General features: G+C 66.7%; 15 protein-coding genes. 3 read left to right on the forward strand and 12 right to left on the reverse strand.

The annotated features are described in order from the left end of the window. Positions 1-6: 6 nt before the first annotated feature. Together glpK and glpD are read right to left on the reverse strand one after the other, a co-directional pair. The gene (glpK, locus tag QCE62_RS17705; RefSeq protein ID WP_309921029.1) at positions 7-1,536 is read right to left on the reverse strand and encodes a glycerol kinase GlpK; all 1,530 of its coding nucleotides are present in this window, start codon (positions 1,534-1,536) and stop codon (positions 7-9) included. Positions 1,537-1,585: 49 nt separating this feature from the next. Next, complete coding sequence (gene glpD, locus QCE62_RS17710; RefSeq protein WP_309921030.1) at positions 1,586-3,154, reverse strand: glycerol-3-phosphate dehydrogenase; 1,569 nt, start codon at positions 3,152-3,154, stop codon at positions 1,586-1,588. A gap of 297 nt (positions 3,155-3,451) precedes the next feature. Here glpD and QCE62_RS17715 point away from each other — a divergent pair, with 297 nt between their 5' ends. The 3 genes from QCE62_RS17715 (at position 3,452) to QCE62_RS17725 (ending at position 7,383) form a co-directional block, all read left to right on the forward strand. Beyond that, positions 3,452-4,726 (forward strand): MFS transporter, encoded by a 1,275-nt coding sequence (locus QCE62_RS17715; RefSeq protein ID WP_309921032.1) that lies wholly within the window; start codon positions 3,452-3,454, stop codon positions 4,724-4,726. A gap of 72 nt (positions 4,727-4,798) precedes the next feature. Continuing rightward, on the forward strand, positions 4,799-6,427 hold the full coding sequence (locus QCE62_RS17720) for an arylsulfatase (protein WP_309921034.1): 1,629 nt from the start codon (positions 4,799-4,801) through the stop codon (positions 6,425-6,427). Continuing rightward, positions 6,424-7,383, forward strand: a complete 960-nt coding sequence (locus QCE62_RS17725; protein WP_309921037.1) for a formylglycine-generating enzyme family protein — start codon at positions 6,424-6,426, stop codon at positions 7,381-7,383. The genes QCE62_RS17720 and QCE62_RS17725 overlap by 4 nt, the downstream gene beginning before the upstream one ends. Positions 7,384-7,390: 7 nt before the next feature. Here the strand turns inward: QCE62_RS17725 and QCE62_RS17730 are convergent, their stop codons facing one another. The 10 genes from QCE62_RS17730 to QCE62_RS17775 form a co-directional block, all read right to left on the reverse strand. Continuing rightward, entirely contained in the window at positions 7,391-8,173 is a 783-nt protein-coding gene (locus tag QCE62_RS17730) for a sulfite exporter TauE/SafE family protein (protein ID WP_309921040.1), read from the reverse strand. A gap of 4 nt (positions 8,174-8,177) precedes the next feature. Next, positions 8,178-8,897: an MBL fold metallo-hydrolase gene (locus QCE62_RS17735; RefSeq protein WP_309921043.1), complete on the reverse strand. Its 720-nt coding sequence runs from the start codon at positions 8,895-8,897 to the stop codon at positions 8,178-8,180. Between the two features lie 7 nt (positions 8,898-8,904). Continuing rightward, entirely contained in the window at positions 8,905-10,287 is a 1,383-nt protein-coding gene (locus QCE62_RS17740; RefSeq protein ID WP_309921046.1) for an MmgE/PrpD family protein, read from the reverse strand. 43 nt (positions 10,288-10,330) lie between these two features. Beyond that, complete coding sequence (locus QCE62_RS17745) at positions 10,331-11,335, reverse strand: D-2-hydroxyacid dehydrogenase family protein (RefSeq protein WP_309921049.1); 1,005 nt, start codon at positions 11,333-11,335, stop codon at positions 10,331-10,333. 16 nt (positions 11,336-11,351) lie between these two features. Next, on the reverse strand, positions 11,352-12,215 hold the full coding sequence (locus QCE62_RS17750) for a sulfurtransferase (protein ID WP_309921052.1): 864 nt from the start codon (positions 12,213-12,215) through the stop codon (positions 11,352-11,354). Positions 12,216-12,267: 52 nt separating this feature from the next. Next, positions 12,268-13,266 carry a tripartite tricarboxylate transporter substrate binding protein gene (locus tag QCE62_RS17755; protein ID WP_309921054.1) on the reverse strand — a complete coding sequence of 333 codons (999 nt, stop codon included), beginning with the start codon at positions 13,264-13,266 and terminating at the stop codon, positions 12,268-12,270. 46 nt (positions 13,267-13,312) lie between these two features. Beyond that, on the reverse strand, positions 13,313-14,284 hold the full coding sequence (locus QCE62_RS17760; protein ID WP_309921056.1) for a tripartite tricarboxylate transporter substrate binding protein: 972 nt from the start codon (positions 14,282-14,284) through the stop codon (positions 13,313-13,315). A gap of 81 nt (positions 14,285-14,365) precedes the next feature. After that, complete coding sequence (locus tag QCE62_RS17765; RefSeq protein ID WP_309921058.1) at positions 14,366-15,343, reverse strand: LysR family transcriptional regulator; 978 nt, start codon at positions 15,341-15,343, stop codon at positions 14,366-14,368. A 17-nt stretch (positions 15,344-15,360) separates the two neighbouring features. Next, positions 15,361-16,725 (reverse strand): adenylosuccinate lyase, encoded by a 1,365-nt coding sequence (purB, locus tag QCE62_RS17770; protein WP_309791170.1) that lies wholly within the window; start codon positions 16,723-16,725, stop codon positions 15,361-15,363. Between the two features lie 12 nt (positions 16,726-16,737). Then, a complete protein-coding gene (locus QCE62_RS17775) occupies positions 16,738-18,201 on the reverse strand; it encodes an FAD-binding oxidoreductase (RefSeq protein WP_309921060.1) in 1,464 nt (487 codons plus the stop codon). Positions 18,202-18,308 lie beyond the last annotated feature (107 nt).

The following is an 18,308-nucleotide window of genomic DNA, read 5'->3' on the forward strand; positions in this document are numbered from 1 at the left end:
TCGCCGTCACGCCCTCTGATGCGATGAATCAGGCAACGCGGTGTCGTCGCCCCAGGCCTTGGCGGCAGCCACCGCGCGCCGCCAGTCCTTCAGGCTGGCCGCCACGCGTGCGGGCTGCATCGACGGGTTGAAGCGCCGGTCCTGCTGCCACTGCTGCTGCACCGTTTCGATGTCAGGCCAGAATCCCGTTGCCAGTCCTGCCAGACAGGCTGCGCCAAGCGCGGTTGTTTCGATGATGCGCGGACGCACCGCGTCGATGCCGAGCAGGTCGGACTGAAACTGCATCAGAAGATCATTGGCGCAGGCGCCGCCATCGACGCGCAATTCATCGATATGCATGCCCGAGTCGGCTTCCATGGCCTTGAGCACATCCGCCGATTGATAAGCTATCGAATCCAGCGCTGCGCGCGCGATGTGCGCCGCCGTCGTTCCGCGCGTCGCGCCGAACAGCGTGCCGCGCGCGCGGGCGCTCCAGTGCGGCGCGCCGAGTCCCGCAAAAGCCGGCACGAAGAAGACGCCGTCGGAGTCCGGCACGCTGCGCGCGAGCGCCTCGACTTCGGCCGCGCTGCGGATGATGCCCAGTCCGTCGCGCAGCCATTGCACCACCGCGCCCGCGATGAAGATGCTGCCCTCCAGCGCGTAATGGACTTCGTCACCAAGCTTCCATGCAATCGTCGTGACGAGGTCGTTCTTTGATTCGATCGGCTGTGTGCCGGTGTTCATCATCAGGAAGCAGCCGGTGCCGTAAGTGTTCTTCGCCATGCCGGAACGTGTACACATCTGGCCGAACAGTGCGGCATGCTGATCGCCCGCGATGCCGGCCAGCGGCACTTCGGCGGTCAGCACGCCCGCTGCGGTGCGGCCCACGCATTCCGATGACGCACGCACTTCGGGCAGCAGGTTGCGCGGGATGTCGAAGGCGTCGAGCAGGTCGTCGTCCCAGTCGAGCTTGTGAATGTTGAAGAGCATCGTGCGGGACGCGTTGGTGATGTCGGTGACGTGCAGCGCGCCCTTCGTGAAATTCCAGATGAGCCAGCTGTCGACTGTGCCGAACGCGAGCTTGCCGCGCGCCGCCTGCTCGCGCGCGCCCTCGACGTTGTCCAGGATCCAGCGGATCTTGGTCGCGGCGAAATACGCGTCGATGGGCAAGCCCGTCTTCGTGCGCACCATCGCCGACAGGCCGTCCGCCTTGAGCGTGTCGCACAGGTCGGCGGTGCGCCGGTCCTGCCATACGATGGCGTTGTGGACGGGCTTGCCGGTCTCCCGGTCCCACACGATGGTCGTCTCGCGCTGGTTGGTGATGCCGATCGCGTCGATATCGCCGGCTTCCGCGCCGCCTCGCAACAGCGCTTCGGCGGCGACGCCCGACTGCGTCGACCAGAGTTCCCACGGATCGTGTTCCACCCAGCCGGGACGCGGATACCGCTGCGTGAACTCCTTCTGCGCCGATGACACCAGTCGTCCTTGGGCGTCGAACAGCATCGCGCGTGAACTGGTGGTGCCTTGGTCGAGGCTCAGGATGAAGCGCCGTTTCATTGTCCGTCTCCGAATATTGTTCTTGGCCCGCGCAATCCTCGCGTGCGCTTTAGGCCGCGTGTTCCGGCGACGGCCCCGCGATGTCCGTCGCCGCTGCGTCCTGCCGGGCGAACCAGTCGTCGATGCGGGAGGCGACCGTATCGCGCGAATCCGGCGCGATGTGCAGGCCCAGTTTCGAGCGGCGCCACAGCACGTCTTCGGAAGTCCTGGCCCATTCGACGTCGCGCAGATAGCGCAATTCGGCTTCGTGAAGAGCGATGCCCGGCGCGAGCGACGGCCCGAGATCGTCGAGACTGCGCGCCGCGCCGATGAGCGTGTCCGCGCGCGTACCGTAGGCATGCGCGTAACGGCGCGCCAGTGACTCAGGCAGCCAGGGATGTCGCGACCGAAACGCCGCGATGAACGCGTGAATGTCCGCACGAGGCAGGTCGCCGCCCGGCAGCGGCACACCGGCGGTCCAGGTTCGGCCGTCGTGTCGAAGCGCCTCGCAAAGCGTGTCGACGGCTTCTTCCGCCAGCTTCCGATAGGTCGTGATCTTGCCGCCGAAGACCGAGAGCAACGGGGCTTCGTCATCGGGATGATCGGTTTCGAGCCGATAGTCGCGCGTCACGGCGGAAGCGTTCTGCGCGTGCTCGTCTTCCAGCAGCGGACGCACGCCCGAATAGCTCCACGCGACATCCGCCGGCGCGATCTTCTGCTTGAAATAGCGATTGATGGAGTCGCACAGATAGCGCACTTCCTCGGCGTCGATGGACACCCGCGCCGGATCGCCGTGAAACTCGAGGTCGGTCGTGCCGATCAGCGTGAAGTCGCGCTCGTAGGGAATCGCGAAGATGATGCGCTTGTCGGGGTTCTGGAAGATGTAGGCGTCATCGTGGGAGAAGAGACGGCGCACCACGATATGACTTCCTTTCACCAGTCGTACGCGATGCTGCGGCTTCTCGCGGGTGTGGATGCCGTTGCGCAGCAACTCACCGACCCACGGACCCGCCGCATTGACGATCGCACGTGCCCGCACGGTCGAGAGCGATCCTTCGCCGCCGCCAATGCGCGCGTGCCACACGCCTTCCTGCCGCGACGCGCTGACGAGCCGCGTTCGCGTCAGCACGGTCGCGCCGCGTTCCCGTGCATCGAGGGCGTTCAGCACGACGAGCCGGGCGTCGTCGACCCAGCCGTCGGAGTAGATGAACCCGCGCTCGATGCTGTCGATCAGCGGCGCCCCGGCAGGATGACGGCGCATGTCGATGCCGCTCGACCCCTGCAGCAGTTCGCGTTTCGCCAGATGATCGTAGAGAAACAGTCCGGCGCGGATCAGCCAGGCCGGGCGCAGTGCCGGCATGTGCGGCATGACGAAGCGCAGCGGAGAGATGATGTGCGGCGCCGAGCGCAACAAGGTTTCGCGCTCCTGCAAGGCCTTGCGCACCAGACCGAACTCGCGGTACTCGAGGTAGCGCAGTCCGCCGTGAATGAGCTTCGTGCTCGATGACGACGTGTGCGACGCCAGATCGTCCTGTTCGACCAGCAAGACGGAGAGCCCGCGTCCGGCGGCATCGCGCGCGATGCCCACTCCGTTGATGCCGCCGCCCGCCACGAGCAGGTCGTAGATCAAGCCTTGCATGGTCTGTTCACTCTCCAGGGTGTCCGGCACGAAGTTGACGCAAAGGAACGAAATGTTCGTTTGCGAAAATTTAACGAACAACGGCGAAAAAGTAAAGACGCTTGCACGCCAGCCATTCCTGCGCAAAACAAGCAGAGGCAGCGAGGAAGAAATATAAGCTTGCTCAGCGTAAACCCTGACCAATATTTTCGAAAGTGAACTTTTAGTTTTCGAAATTGTTCCTTATAGTTCGCCTTGTATCTCAAAATCCGGGTGCGTCCATTGCGCCCGCTACGGCAAACACAAGGAGACCGCGCCATGCAGGAGCGCACGCAACTCGGACAGGTGGTGTACAGACAAGGGCCCGACTGGCCCGGCTACGCGCGGCGTGTCCTGTTCTGGAACTGGTTCACGTGGCTGCTCAACTTCGCGGACCGCGGTCTCATCGGGCCGTTGCTGCCGCTCATCATCGCGGAGTTCGGCATCTCCTATGCGACGGCGGGCGGCCTCGTATCGTTCTTCTTCGTCGGCTATCTCTCGACCTTCTTCGGCGGCCTGCTCGCGGACCGCTACGGCCGCAAGCCGATGACCGTGCTCTCCGTGTTCGGCTTCGGCGCGGCCACCTGTCTCACCGGTCTCGTCACCGGCGTCAAGTCCTTCGCCGCCGTGCGCGTGATGACCGGCATCTTCGAAGGGCTCCAGTATCCGGCTGCCGCCGCCTGGGTCAGCGAGAGCTTCCCGTACAAGCAGCGCGGCCGTGCGCTGGCCATCTGGGAGACGGGCTACAGCCTGGGCACGCTGGCCGGCATCGCGGCGGCGACCGTCGTCGGCGCGCACATGGGCTGGCGCGCGGTCTGGCCGATCTGCGGCGTCATCACGCTGCTGTCGGGCGTCCTGTTCATGCGCCGCATCAAGGAGCGTCCGCGCACCGAGACGCCGGGCCACGACGAAGCCGTCGCGCTGCATATCGAGAAGGGCGGCGCGCGCATCCGCGACGTCATCCGCATGCGCAACGTGTGGGTCGTCTTCGTCATGCACGGGCTCTACAACTTCACCTTCTGGATGGCCGCCACCTGGGTCCCGGCGTATGCGATCAAGGTGCATCACATGTCCTTCCTCAACGGCGGACTGATGTCGGCGACGCTGTTCGGCGGCGTGTCGATCGGCCTCGTGCTGAGCGGCTTCCTCGCGGACCGCATCGGCCGCAAGCGCACCATCAGCCTGCTCACGCCGGTGTCGGCCATCTGTCTGTGGGGCTTTACGCAGGCGCAAAGCGCACCGATGCTGTTCACGCTGATGGTGCTCGGCGGCGTGTTCGGCGCGTATATCTCCACGGCCATCGCACTGGTGATGGATTCGACCGATCCGCGTCTTGCCGGCACGGCCTTCGGCGTGGCGCTGTTCGGCGGCGAAGTCGGCGCGGTGCTGGGGCCGCTGTCGGGCGGTATCCTGGCGCAGGAACTCGGTTTGCAGAGCGCCATTCTCGCGCTGCCGGTCTCGCTGATCGTCGCTGCCGTCTTCGTGTGGTTCGCGCATGAACCGCAACGCGACGCGCACGGCACGCTGAAGACCAACCTGAACTCACAGACCTGAACGGCATTGCGACTTCGGCGCGGGGATCGACGAACCCGCGCACCTTCATTCATTTTTGGCACCGGGACCAGCATGGCAAGCAAACCGAACATCATCCTGATTCTCAACGACGACATGGGCTACTCCGACATCGGCTGCTATGGCGGAGAAATCGAGACCCCGAACCTCGACCGGCTTGCCCGCAACGGCTTGCGCTACTCGCAGTTCTATAACACCGCGCGCTGCAGCCCGTCGCGCGCGTCCTTGCTGACGGGCCTGCATCCGCATCAGACGGGCATCGGCGTGCTGACCTACGACTACGGTCCCGAAGGCTATGCGGGCAATCTCAACAAGCAGTGCGTGACCATTCCGGAAGTGCTGAAGACCAACGGCTATCGCACCTACATGAGCGGCAAATGGCATGTGGCGAGCAGCCTCGACGAACCCAGCGACACCTGGCCGATGCAGCGCGGCTTCGACGAATTCTTCGGCACGATCATCGGCGCGGGCAGCTTCTACGATCCGAACACGCTCACGCGCGGCAACACCAATATCGAGCACGAGGCGAAGGAGCAGGACGACTTCTTCTATACCGATGCCATTAGCGACGAAGCGGTCTCGTTCATCGAGCAGCATGTCGCCGAGCATGCCGGCACGCCGTTCTTCCAGTACGTCGCGTACACGGCGCCGCATTGGCCGCTGCATGCGCATGAGGAAGACATCGCCAAGTACAAGGGCCGCTTCGACGCAGGCTGGGACGCGCTGCGTGAGGAGCGCCTGAAGCGGCTCGTCGATGACGGCATCCTGCGCGACATCTGGCGTCTCAGCGACCGCGACCCGACGCAGCCCGAATGGAGCGAAGCGGATCACAAGGCCTGGCGCCTGCGCTGCATGGAGGTGTATGCGGCGCAGATCGACCGGATGGATCAGGGCATCGGGCGTATCGTCGCGGCGCTGGAGCGCGCCGGGCAACTCGACAACACCGTGATCATCTTTCTGTCGGACAACGGCGCGTGCGCCGAGGACATTCCGGAAGGCGTCACGGTCGATGATCTCGTCAACAATCTCAAGATCGCCAAATCGCATACGCGCAAGGGCGCCGAAGTCCAGTTCGGCAATAACCCGGCGCTGATGCCGGGCGGCGAGGACACATACCAGAGCTATGGCACGGCCTGGGCGAATCTGTCGAACGCGCCGTTCCGGCTCTACAAGCACTGGATTCACGAAGGCGGTATTTCGACGCCGTTCATCGTGCACTGGCCGGACGGCATCGAGGCGAAGGGCGAGATCCGTCACTCGCCGGGCTATCTGCCCGACGTCATGGCGACGGTGCTCGACATCACCCGCACCGACTATCCGCAGCAGCATGGCGGCAACGCCATCGCGCCGCTGGAGGGTCACTCGCTGCGGGCGTCGTTCGAGCAGAAGGGCGGGGAAGCCCGCCCGCCGATGTTCTGGGAGCACGAAGGCAACGCGGCGGTGCGCATCGGTACGTGGAAGCTGGTGCGGCGCTATCCGAATCCGTGGGAGCTCTATGACATGGACGCGGATCGCACCGAACTGAACGACCTCGCCGGGCAGCATCCGGATCGCGTGAAGGACATGGCGGCGCGCTACGACGAATGGGCCGCGCGCTGCGGCGTGATTCCGCGCGAGAAGATCCTGGCGCTGATGGCGGAGCAGGACGAGCCTGCGTTCTGGGAAAAGGAAGAGGACAAATGATGGAGACGCCGGGCTTGCACGAGGGCGGCACGAAGCGGGCTTGCTGCACGCCGCAGCGTGCTGTTCACGTGGAGTCGCAAGCGCAGGACATCGCGCGGACTGGCGAGCCCGATGCGTGGGTGCAAGTTCGCGGCGGCGAGTTCGAGATGGGCACCGATCTCGCCGAAGGTTTTGCCGACGATGGCGAAGGCCCCGCACGCCGCGTGCGCGTCAGTGACTTCGCGCTCGCGGCGACCACCGTGACGAACGGCGAGTTCAGCGCGTTCGTGCGGGCGACGGGCTACATCACCACCGCCGAGCAGCTCGGCACGTCGTTCGTGTTCTATCTTCAGGTGCCGGAAGCACGGCGCGCCGGGATGCGTCGCGTGGCGCCGGGCCTGCACTGGTGGCTGGATGTCGAAGGCGCCTGCTGGCAGCGTCCTGAAGGGCCTGGCTCGCACATTCGCGACCGGGCGCGGCATCCGGTGGTGCATATGTCGTGGGACGATGCGCACGCCTACTGCGCCTGGAAAGGCGGCCGCCTGCCGACCGAAGCCGAATGGGAATTCGCCGCGCGCGGCGGTCTCGAAGGCAAGCGCTATCCCTGGGGCGACGAACTCGAACCGGACGGGCGGCCCCGCTGCAACATCTGGCAGGGCGATTTCCCGCATTCCACCGCGCCCGGATGGAACGCCGGTCCGCTGGCCGTCGATGCCTTCGAGCCGAACGGTCTCGGCTTCTACAACATGTGCGGCAATGTCTGGGAATGGTGCGCCGACTGGTACGCACCGGACTATCACGTCGCGACCGCTGCACGCGATCCGCGCTTCGATACACCTACGGGCAGGCGCTCGATGCGCGGCGGCTCATTCCTCTGCCACGATTCGTACTGCAACCGCTATCGCGTTGCGGCGCGCAGTTCGAATGTGCCGGGGACGTCGGCGAGCAATATCGGGTTCAGGATCGCGCATCGGTAGAAGTCCGTCACCCCTGCGACGCATGCATCAGCATGTAGCCCGCCACCAGCACGATCACCCCGGCGAACACGCGGTTGAGCGTGCCGCGCCGATGCGCGAGCCGTCCGGCCGCGCGCGCCCCCATCCAGCCGCCGACCGTGCCGCCGAGCACGAACACCGCGGCCACGGGCCAGTCGACGTCGCCGGAGATCGAATAGTTGATCGCGGTGGTGAGGCCGAAGGTGCCGACCGCGAACAGCGAGGTGCCGATGGCCTCCACAATCTGCATCTGCGCGGCGAACATCAGTCCCGGCACGATCAGGAAGCCGCCGCCGATGCCGAAGAAGCCCGACAGTCCGCCCGCGCCCAGCCCCGTGCCGCACAGCTGCGGATAGCGTCGCGAGGTGCCGGCGCGCGTGTCGTCGGCGTCGGCGGGAGTGCTGCGCAGCATCAGCACGGCCACGATGCACATGAGAATGGCGAAGTAGTCGAGCAGACGGTGCCCGTCGACGAGCTTGCCGAGCGTCGAACCCAGCGCCGCGCCGAGCACGCCGCTCGCCGCGAAGGTAAAGGCCGCGTCCCAGCGCACGCGTCCGGCGCGCGCATGCGGGATCATGTTGAGATAAGCGCTCGCGGCCACCGCGAGCGCCGCCGTGCCGATGGCCGCATGCGCGTTGTGCAGGCCGACCACATAGAGCAGCAGCGGAATGGCGAGGATGGACCCGCCGCCGCCGATCATGCCGAGCATGAAACTCACGAAACCGCCGCACAGCAAAGCAAGAAGGATCTGGATGAGAGACGGTGCGGGCATGCGTTCAGCCCTGCCGTCGCGGTGTGGACGCGGGCTGGCCGCAGGTCAGGTTCGCGGGCACGGCCACGTCCATCATCTTCGGATAGGGCAGGTCGAGCGACGCCATGATGCGCGCATACTCGTCCTCGGTCTTGCCCGCGATGCGCGGATTCCAGCGCTGTTCCTCGCCGATGCTCGACGCGCTCATGCCCTTGTAGTCGTGCGCCGGATAGACGATCGTAGGCTCGGGCAGGCGGAACAGCCGGTTGACGATGGAGTCCCACGAACGGCGCGCGTCGCCGCCCTGGAAGTCGGTGCGGCCGCTGCCGCGGATCAGCAGCACGTCGCCGGTGAACACGGCGCGCGGCGCGTCCGGTTGCAGCACGAAGCTGAACGACTCATCGGTATGGCCGGGCGTGTAGAGCGCGCCCAGCGTGATGCCGTCCACGTCGATGCGCTCGCCGTCGCGCACATGGCGCGTCACGCATTCGGCGCGCGTGCGTTCGCCCATGATCGTCGTGCAATCCAGCACGTCGCGCAGGTCGCCAAGCGCGGTGATGTGGTCGGCGTGCGTATGCGTGTCGATGGCATGCACGAGTTCCACGCCGAGTTCCTCGATCAGTTGCAGGTACTGGTCGAGCTTCTCCTTCACGGGATCGATGATCAGCGCCTCGCCGCCCGGCCGCGACGCGAGCAGATAGGTGTAGGTGCAGGAGGCGCTGTCGAAGAGTTGTCGGAAGATCATGGCGTGCTCAATCCTTGCGTAGCGCCTGGGCGAAGCGCGCGATGGAGTCGCCGACGTTCCCGACCTTTTCGAAGCCCAGCACGCTCTTCACGATGCCGTCCACCTGTGCCGCCTCCAGCCGCTCGCCCAGCAGCGAACCGGCCTTCGCGCTCAGGTTGCGTTCCTGTCGGGCGAGATCCTGTTCGGGGCGGCTCGTGTTGATGTGCTGTTCGAGGCGCGTGCCGTCCTTCAGCACGATCGCGACATCGGCGCTCGCGCGCGGCTGCTGCGGATTGGGCGTGATCGTCACGAGCCGGCGCAGCCGGCCGACCTGCGCGTCGTCGAGCGCGGCGGGGCCGTACGATGCGGCATCGACGGTGCTCCAGCCCGCCAGCGTCAGCGCAACCATCTGCGCGATGCTGAACTTCGCTTCGAGTCCGTTCGTCGGCGATGGAATGCAGCACACCGAGAGATATTGCGGCTCGACGCGGATCTCGATGCGCTCGATGTCGTCGAGGCGCGCGCCCAGTTGTTCTCTCAACAGCTTGGACGCTTCGATCGAACCCTGCGTGCCGTAGCACGACGCGTTGTACTTGAACAGAATCGTGCGCGCCTGATAGTCCGGCGCGTTGGCGAGCGCGCGTGCAATCGCGTCGTGGTCGCGCGCGCTGGCGTACAGCTCGATGAAACCGGCCTCGCATTCGAGCATGTCGGTCTGGCTGGTGAAGCCGCGCTTCGCGAGACTCGCGGCGAGCACGCCGCTCGCGGCCGCGTGGCCCGCATGCAGCGGCTTGCACATGGTGCCGAACGCCGCGCGCAGCCCGGCCGATTGCGTCGCGGCAATGCCCAGCGCGTGCTGCGTCTGCGCGGGCGTGAGATCGAGCAGCGTCGCGCTGGCGAGCGCCGCGCCGAACATGCCGAAGGTCGCGGTGTTGTGCCAGCCGCGCTTGTAGTGTTCCTCGCCCATCACGAGCGCGATGCGGCTCTGCATCTCCACGCCCGCGACGAAGGCGGCGAGCGCGCGCTGACCGGGCAGGCCGTCGCGTTCGCCGATCGCGAGAATCGCCGACCACAGCGGCACCGACGGATGCACGCGCGAACCGAGATGCACGTCGTCGAAATCGAGCACGTGCGAAGCCATGCCGTTGACCAGCGCCGCGTTGCGCACGCTGGTCCGCGCGCCGCTGCCGAGCAGCGTCGCGCGCGGCGCGGCTTCTTCCGCGCGAATCTCGGCTTCGAGCATGCCCACCGAAGGATCCGCCCAGCCGGAAGTCAGCGTGCCGAGCCAGTCGAGCAGCGAGTGCTTCGCGATCTCGATGACTTCAGCCGGCAGCGGGTCGCGGGCGCGTGCGAGACAGGTCTCGGCAAGTTCGCGTGTGAGAGGGTAGCGGGCGCTCGAAGCTTCGCTCATGAGGGTCTCCGTGGAATGCTGTGACTGGATGGCGGCCGGCGGTTCAGTGCCGTCGCCCGAATGCCGCCGGATTGACGAGGTTGCGCGGCGTCCCGGCCTGCCAGGCGAGCACGTCGCGAAACGCCGCATCGAAGAGCGTTTCGTAGTTTTCTTTCTGCACATAGCCGAGATGCGGCGTGCAGACGACGTTGGGCATCTGCACGAAGGCATCGCGCAGCGCGGGTTCCTCGTCGAAGACATCGAGTGCGGCAAGGCCCGGCCGCCCGCGCGCCAGCGCTTCGGCGAGCGCGCCCGGCTGCACCAGGCCCGCGCGGCTCGTGTTGACGAAGAGCGCGTCGGGCTTCATCGCCAGCAGATGATCCAGCGTGACCATGCCGCGCGTGGCGTCGTTCTGGCGCACCTGCAAGGTCAGCACGTCGGATCGGGTGAAGAGGTCGTGCGCGTCGGCGGCAAGTTCATGACCGTGTTCCGCCGCGAGCGCGAGCGACTCCGGCCGGCTCCACACCAGCACGCGCATGCCGAAGGCCGTCGCGTACTGCGCCAGACGCCGGCCGATGCGCCCATAACCCCAGATGCCGAGCGTGCGATGCTCCAGCGCGACGCCGAGACCGTGGCCGTAAGGCGTCGCATCGTCTTCAAGGCCGCTGCGCTGCCAGACGCCCGCCTTCAGGTTCGCCGCGTATTGCGGAATGCGCCGCGCCGCCGCGAGAATCAGCCCCCACACGAGTTCCGCCGTGGCGACGCCGGAGAAGCGGCTCTCGGTCACGGGAATGCCGAACTCCGTCGCCGCGTCCAGGTCGATATGCGCGCTCGCCTTGCCGGTCTGCGCGATGAAGCGCAGGTTCGGCAGCTGCTCCAGCAGTGCGCGCGGCACCGGCGTGCGTTCGCGGATCAGCACCAGCACTTCTGCCTCGGCGATGCGCGCGGCCAGCGTGTCGAGGTCCTTGATGGTGTCGTGCAACACCTGGACATCATGACCGTCGAGCAGCCGGAAGCAGTCGAGCTTGCGGACGGCGTCCTGATGGTCGTCGAGGATGGCGATCTTCATCGCGGCCGCGCGCCGGTTACGCCTGTGCGCCGGTAGCGACCGGCGCGCCCTGGCGCGAACTCCACTCGCTCCACGAGCCCGGGTAGAGCGCCGCGCCGCGAATGCCCGCGATCTCCATCGCCAGCAGGTTGTGACAGGCGGTCACGCCGGAACCGCACTGGCCGATCAACACCGCGCCGTCGGTCGTGCCGGCAATCGCGCCGATCTCCTCACGCAGCGTATCCGCCGGCTTGAAGCGGCCGCCGGCGTCGAGGTTGTCGCGGAAGAAGCGGTTGCGCGCCTTCGGAATATGGCCGCCCACGGCATCGAGCGTTTCGTTCTCGCCGCGATAGCGGTCGGCCGCGCGGGCGTCGAGCACCACGCGCTCACCGCTGTCGATATTGGCGCGCACGGCGTCGAAATCGACCGTCGTGACGAGCGGCGTGCGGACCGTGAAGCTGCCCGGCGCGGACGCCTTGCGCTCGCCGCTTTCCACCGCGTGACCCGCGCCGCGCCAGGCAGGCAGGCCGCCGTCGAGCACCGCGACATCGCGATGACCGGCCCAGCGCGCCAGCCACCACAGACGCGCCGCGTACATGCCGCCCGCGCTGTCGTAGCAGACGATCTGCGTGGCGTCGTTCGCGCCGGCGCGCGCCATCGCGGCGGCGAAGGCCTCGACGGACGGCAGCGGATGACGGCCATTCTGGCCGGTCTTCGGGCCGCTCAGTTCGCTTTCCAGATGCAGATGCACCGCGCCCGGCACGTGCGCATCGCGATAGCTCGCGAGACCCGCGTCCGGGTTGGTCAGGTCGAAGCTGCAATCGCAGACCAGCACGTTGGCCGAACCATCGGCGAGCAGCGCGGCGAGTTGTTCGGGGGAAATCAGCGTGTCGAAGCGCATGGGGTTCCTGTTGCTTGAGAGAATGAGGTTGAAGGTCTCGCTCGCGGCGCGCTCAATGATTGAACGGCTTGACCACGGCGCGGTAATCCGCGATATCGCTTTCGATGAACTTCGCGAAGGCGTCGCCCGAGGTGTTGGTCAGCACCGCGCCGTTCATCGTCAGTTGCTTCGCGACGTCGGGCTGCTTGAGAAGCTGCTGGATGTTCTGGTTCAGCTTCGCGACCACGTCGGGCGGCGTGCCGGCCGGTGCGGCGACGCCGTACCATTGCGTCGTGCCCACGGCCCAGCCGAGTTCGCGGAAGGTCGGCACGTCCGGATAAGCGGGATTGCGCTGCGCGCCGCTGGTCGCGAGCAGGCGCATGCCGTCGTCGGTCAGTTGCCCGGCGAGCGGCGTATAAGGCGCGAAGAAGCTGTCCACCTGGCCGCCGAGCAGCGCGGTGGTCGCCGGGCCCGAGCCGGTGAAGGGCACGTTGAGGATGTCGAGGCCCGCCTTCTTCTTGAAAATCTCCATCGTCGATTGCGCCGCGCCGCCCGTGCCGGTGGACGCGTAAGTGAGCTTGCCGCCCTTGGCCGCGGCCACGTAGTCCTGGATCGTCTTGTATTTCGACTTCGCGCTGACCATCAGGCCGAAGGGCGTTTCGACCACCATCGAAATGGGCGCGAAGCTGCCCGGCACCTTGTAGCGCAGGTCCGGATGCACCACCGGCGCGACCGAAAAGTTGCCGCTCATCGCGAGCAGCAGCGTGTAGCCGTCGGGCTTCGCGTGAGCGACGATATCCGCCGCGATGTTGCCGCCCGCGCCGGGACGGTTCTCGACCACGACGGGATTGTCGAGACTCTTCGAGAGCGCCGTGGCGACGATGCGCGCGTACGTATCGCCGCCGCCGCCCGGCGGAAAGCCGACCAGCAGCTTGATCGGGCCGTCCGGATAGCCGCCTGCGTGCGCCGCAGGCATGGCCGCCACGCCGATGCCCAGGCCCAGCACACAGGCCGACACAGCGCGCAGCAGACGCGCCGGAACCTCGTTCTTCGCATTTCGGGTTGAACGCATGCTTGTCTCCGTTGTTATCGATGGCCTGCACCGCAAGCGCGCCGCGTCATTGCAACAACTGCATGTGCCCCTTCTGCACGGTCTGCCGATAGCGGCCGATGTCCTCGACGATGTACTTCGAGAACGCGTCGCCGGTGAGCGTGCCCGGCACCACGCCTTCACGGTCGAACAGTTCCTTGACCGTCGGCGCGGCGAGGGCCTGCATGGTCGCCTGTTCGAGCTTCGCGACGACCGGCGCGGGCGTGCCCGCAGGCGCCGCGAGGCCGTACCACTGGGTCAGCGTCATGTTGACGCCGGCTTCCTTCATCGTCGGCACGTCCGGCATCTGCGCGTTGCGCTTCTCGGCCGTGCTCGCCAGCAGGCGCAACTGGCCGCCCTTGATCTGGCCGGCGAGCGGCGGATAGGTGGCGAAGAACGCATCGACGCGGCCGCTGATCAGGTCGTTGATCGCCGGGCCCGAGCCCTTGTACGGCACGTGCAGCACGTCCACGCCCGCGGCCTGCTTGAACATTTCCATGCCGAGCTGCGCGGCGGAGCCGGTGCCCGTCGATGCATAGCTCAGCTTGCCGCCCTTGGCCGCGCTGATGAAATCGGCGAGCGTGTGGTATTTCGATTTCGCCGACACCATCAGCCCCTGCGGCGCCTCGGCCACCAGCGCGATCGGCGCGAAGCTCTCGGGCACCTTGTACGGCAGCCGCTTGCGGATGGCGGGCGCGGTCGCGAGGTTGCCGCTCATCGCGAGCAGCAGCGTGTAGCCGTCCGGCTTCGCGTGCGCGACCGTCTCCGCCGCGATGATGCCGCCCGCGCCGGGCCGGTTGTCGACGATCACGGTCTGATGCAGGATCGGGGCGAGCGCCGCCGCGAGCGCGCGGCCGTAGAGGTCGCCGCCGCCGCCCGGCGGAAAGCCGACCACGAGGCGGATGGTTTGCGTCGGATAGCTATCGTCGGCGTGGCTGGTGACCGGCAGGATCGCGCAACAGGCGAGGCCGATTGCGCCGAGCAGGCGGGTGAGTTTCATGCGAGTCGTCTCCTTCCGGTTAGTTTTGTCAGAGCGGCGCGCGACCGGCACGCACGCCGCTTTTCTGCACAGCCCCTGGATTTATTTGCGCGGCTCGGCGCCGCTGCGCGCGCGCACGGCGCTGGAACGAGCCGGACGGCGCGGGAGCGTTGGCGCGGTGTCCGCAGCGAGCTTTTCGAGCGCCTGCACCACGGCATCGCCGAAACGTTCGACCTGCGCGGCCGAGCGCTCCGCATGCGCCGGCACGACGCGCCAGATGCACGGACGCGGCGAGAAGTCGTCGAGATCGACGGCTTCGAGATCGTCCGCATAGGCGCTCGCGGCCAGCATGCAGTCCGGCACGAAGCCGAGGCCCACGCCATGCGCGACGAGTCCCAGCTTCTGCTCCGCGCCGAACGCGCCCACGTTCACCTGCAACGGCATGCCGCGCTCGCGGAACGCGCTGAAGAGGCCGTCGCGGAAGCCGCAGCCTTCGGGGTTCAGCACCCAGCCCATGCCGCCGAGATCGGCGAGATGCAGCGTGTGCGCCGGCATCGCGCCCTTGCGCGCCACCACCACCATGTGCAGCTCGCCCAGGCGCGTGGCGCTCAGGCCCGGGTCGAACTGGGTCGAGCCCGGCAACACGACGATGGCGCCGTCGAGTTCATCGGCCTTGAGGCGCGCGATCACGTCCGTGCTCCAGCCCGACGAAATCTGGATGGACAGCCCCGGCGTCTCTTCCATCTGCCGGGGCATGGCGTCGAGCAGCGCGAGTTCGGCAATCACCTCCGACACCCCGACGCGCAGCGTCCCGCCCGGCGGCGAGTCGCCCCGCACCAGATCGTCGATCGACGCCACTTCGCGCAGCACCGCCTCGCAGCGCTCATACACGCGGCGGCCGAGCGGCGTGGGCCGGGGCGGCTTGGTATGGCGGTCGAGCAGTTCCACGCCGAGATCGCGCTCGAGGTTCTGCACGCGCCGGCTGATGAGCGGCTGGCGCGTCAGCAGCGCCTCCGCGGCGCCGGTGACGGATTCATAGCGGACCACCGCCACGAATGCATTGATGTCTTCGAGTTTCATGCCGAAAAAAGGTGGAGTCAGTCGTTCATCCAGCCCGCCGCTTCCTGAGCGGCGAGCGTCCGGTCGATGCTCGCGCCGGTCTGGCCGAGATAGCCGGCCGGATCGGTCAGGCGCACGATGTCGTTCTCGTCGAGCACCTTCGCGAGGCCTTCGTGGGTGCGCATGGCATCGGCGAAATCGAGCTTGTTGGCGATGCCGTGCATCGACGCTTCATACAGCCAATGGTGCGCCGTCTGCTTGCCGACGCGCTCGCCCAGCTCGATCATCACGCGCTCGGTCAGCAGATAGCCGCGCATCTTGTCGAGATTGTGCGACATCGCGTCCGCATCGACACGCAGGCCGGCCAGCAGCTTCGTGGTCTGTTCCAGCAGCGCGCCGGAGATCAGGCAGCATTCCGGCAGCGCCTTCCATTCGGTCTTCCACGCGATGCCGTCGCGCTCGTGCTCCTGCACCATCGCCTCGGTCATCATCGCTGCGTTGTAGCGCAGCGCGCGCGACAGCCCGGCGATGTTCTCGGCGGCGGTCGGATTGCGCTTGTGCGGCATCGTGGAGGAGGCCAGCTTGCCGTCGGAGAACTGTTCTTCCACTTCGCCGAACTCGTTGCGCTGCATGTTGAACAGCTCGTTGCCGATCTTCGACATCGTCGCGCCGATCATCGCCAGCAGGTTCGCGTATTCGGTAACGCGGTCGCGCGACGGGCCCCAGCTGATGGTCGGCACGGCGAGGCCGAGGGCTTCGAGCGTGCGCGTTTCCACTTCGCGCGCCTGCGGTCCGAGCGAGGCCTGCGTGCCCACGGCGCCGATCAGCATGCCGACGAACACGCGCTTCTCGCATTCCTCCATGCGCTGATAGTGGCGCGACACTTCGTCGAGCCAGATTGCACATTTGTGGCCGAAGGTGATGGGCAGCGCCTGGACGCCGTGCGTGCGGCCGACCATCACCGTATCGCGATGCTGCTTCGCGAGACGCGCCAGTTCCCGGCCGATGGCGCGCAACTCGTGCATGAACACCTGGTGCGCGTCCTTCAGTTGCAGGATCGTGCCGGTATCGAGCACGTCCTGCGTGGTCGCGCCGTAATGCACCCATTCGCCTTCCTTGCCGGCGTGGGCCTGCAACTGTTTGAGCAGCGGCACGAGCGAATGCTTGATGCGGCGGATCTCGCTCGCCATCAGCGGAATGTCGATCTTCTCGACCTTCGCGTTCTCCGTGATGGCCTGCGCCGCCGCCTTCGGAATGATGCCCAGCGCCGCCTGCGCATTGGCGAGCGCGGCTTCGAAGTCGAGCCACTTCTGGATGCGCTGTTCCTCCGAATAGATTTGCCGCAGCTTTTCGCTGCTCCACAGATGTTGCAGCGCAAGCATGTCGAATACGGAAACGCTCATGGATATCTCCTTTTACTTTTTGTCGGCGGGCAGCATGCGGCCCGGATTGAACAGAGTGTCGGGGTCGAAGGCGCGCTTCACGCGCGTCATCAGGTCGAGGGCGACCGGGTCCTTGTAGTGCATCAGCGCGTCCTGCTTGAGGCGGCCGATGCCGTGTTCCGCCGAGATCGAGCCGCTCATCTTCGCGACCTGTTCATGCACGATCTCATGCACCCGTTCGATCTGCGCGCGAAAGTCGGCGTCGCTCTGGCCGGCGGGCTTGCTCTGGTTGTAGTGCAGGTTGCCGTCGCCGACATGACCGAAGGTGATCAGGCGGATGCCGGGAAACGCCGCTTCGAGCGCGGCGCCGGTTTCCTCGATGAAGCGCGGAATCTGCGAGATCGGCACGGACAGGTCGTGCTTGATCGACGGGCCGTCGCGGCGCTGCGCCTCCGGCACGTGATCGCGGATATGCCACAGCGCATGCGCCTGTTCCGACGACTGCGCGATCATCACGTCGCGCACGAGGCCGCGTTCGAAGGCATCGCCGAGCGCGGCTTCGAAGCGTTCGGCCAGTTGCGCGTCGCGCGCGGCTTCCGAGACCTCGACGAGCACCGACCAGGGCGTTGCCTCCGTCAGCGGGGCGCGCGTGTTCTCGATATGCGCGAGCACCTGTTCCAGCGTCTTGCTGCCGATCAGTTCGAAGGAGGTCACGCAATCGCCGAGCGTTTCGCGCAGCAGCACCAGCACGTCGATGGCCTGTTGCGGCGTGTCGAGCCCGAGCCATGCGGTGGCCTGCTGGCGCGGCAGCGGAAACAGCTTCAGCGACGCCGCCGTGATGACGCCGAGCGTGCCTTCGCTGCCGATGAAAAGATGCTTGAGGTCGTAGCCCGTGTTGTCCTTGCGCAGCGGCGAGAGGCCGTTCCAGATGCGGCCGTCGGGCAGGACGACTTCGAGGCCCAGCGTGAGATCGCGCGCATTGCCGTAGCGCAGCACCTGTTCGCCGCCGGCATTGCTCGCCAGATTCCCGCCGATGGTCGCGCTGCCCTCGGCCGCCAGCGACAGCGGAAACAGCCGGTTGTGGCGCGCCGCTTCTTCCTGCACGTTCTGCAGGATGCAGCCGGCCTCGACGATCATCGCGTGATCTTCCAGCGACACGTTGCGCACGCGGTTCATGCGCGTAAGGCTCAACACCACTTCGCGGCCCGACTCGTCCGGCGACGATCCGCCCGCCAGCCCCGTATTGCCGCCCTGCGGCACCACCGGCACGCGCTCGGCCGCACACAAACGCACGACCGCCGCGACCTGTCCGGTCGTCGACGGACGCACCACGGCGCGCGCGCGGCCCGGGAAATTGCCGCGCCAGTCGCGCTCGTAACGTTCGAGGTCAGCGGCTTCAGTGACGACGCCCTGCGGGCCGACGATCTCGCGCAGCCCGCTCAGGAAGGCGTCCGCGGTGGAAGTTGAGGAAGTTTCGGCGTGCGGGTCACGAAGCATCAGGGCCACTCGGTTGGTTCGACGATGACCGAACGATATCCCAACTTCCGGTGATTAGCCACTATCGGAATAATCTATTGCATGTTCATCTAATTTGTAGATAATCA

The organism is Caballeronia sp. LZ033 (genome assembly GCF_031451265.1).
Taxonomy (GTDB): domain Bacteria; phylum Pseudomonadota; class Gammaproteobacteria; order Burkholderiales; family Burkholderiaceae; genus Caballeronia.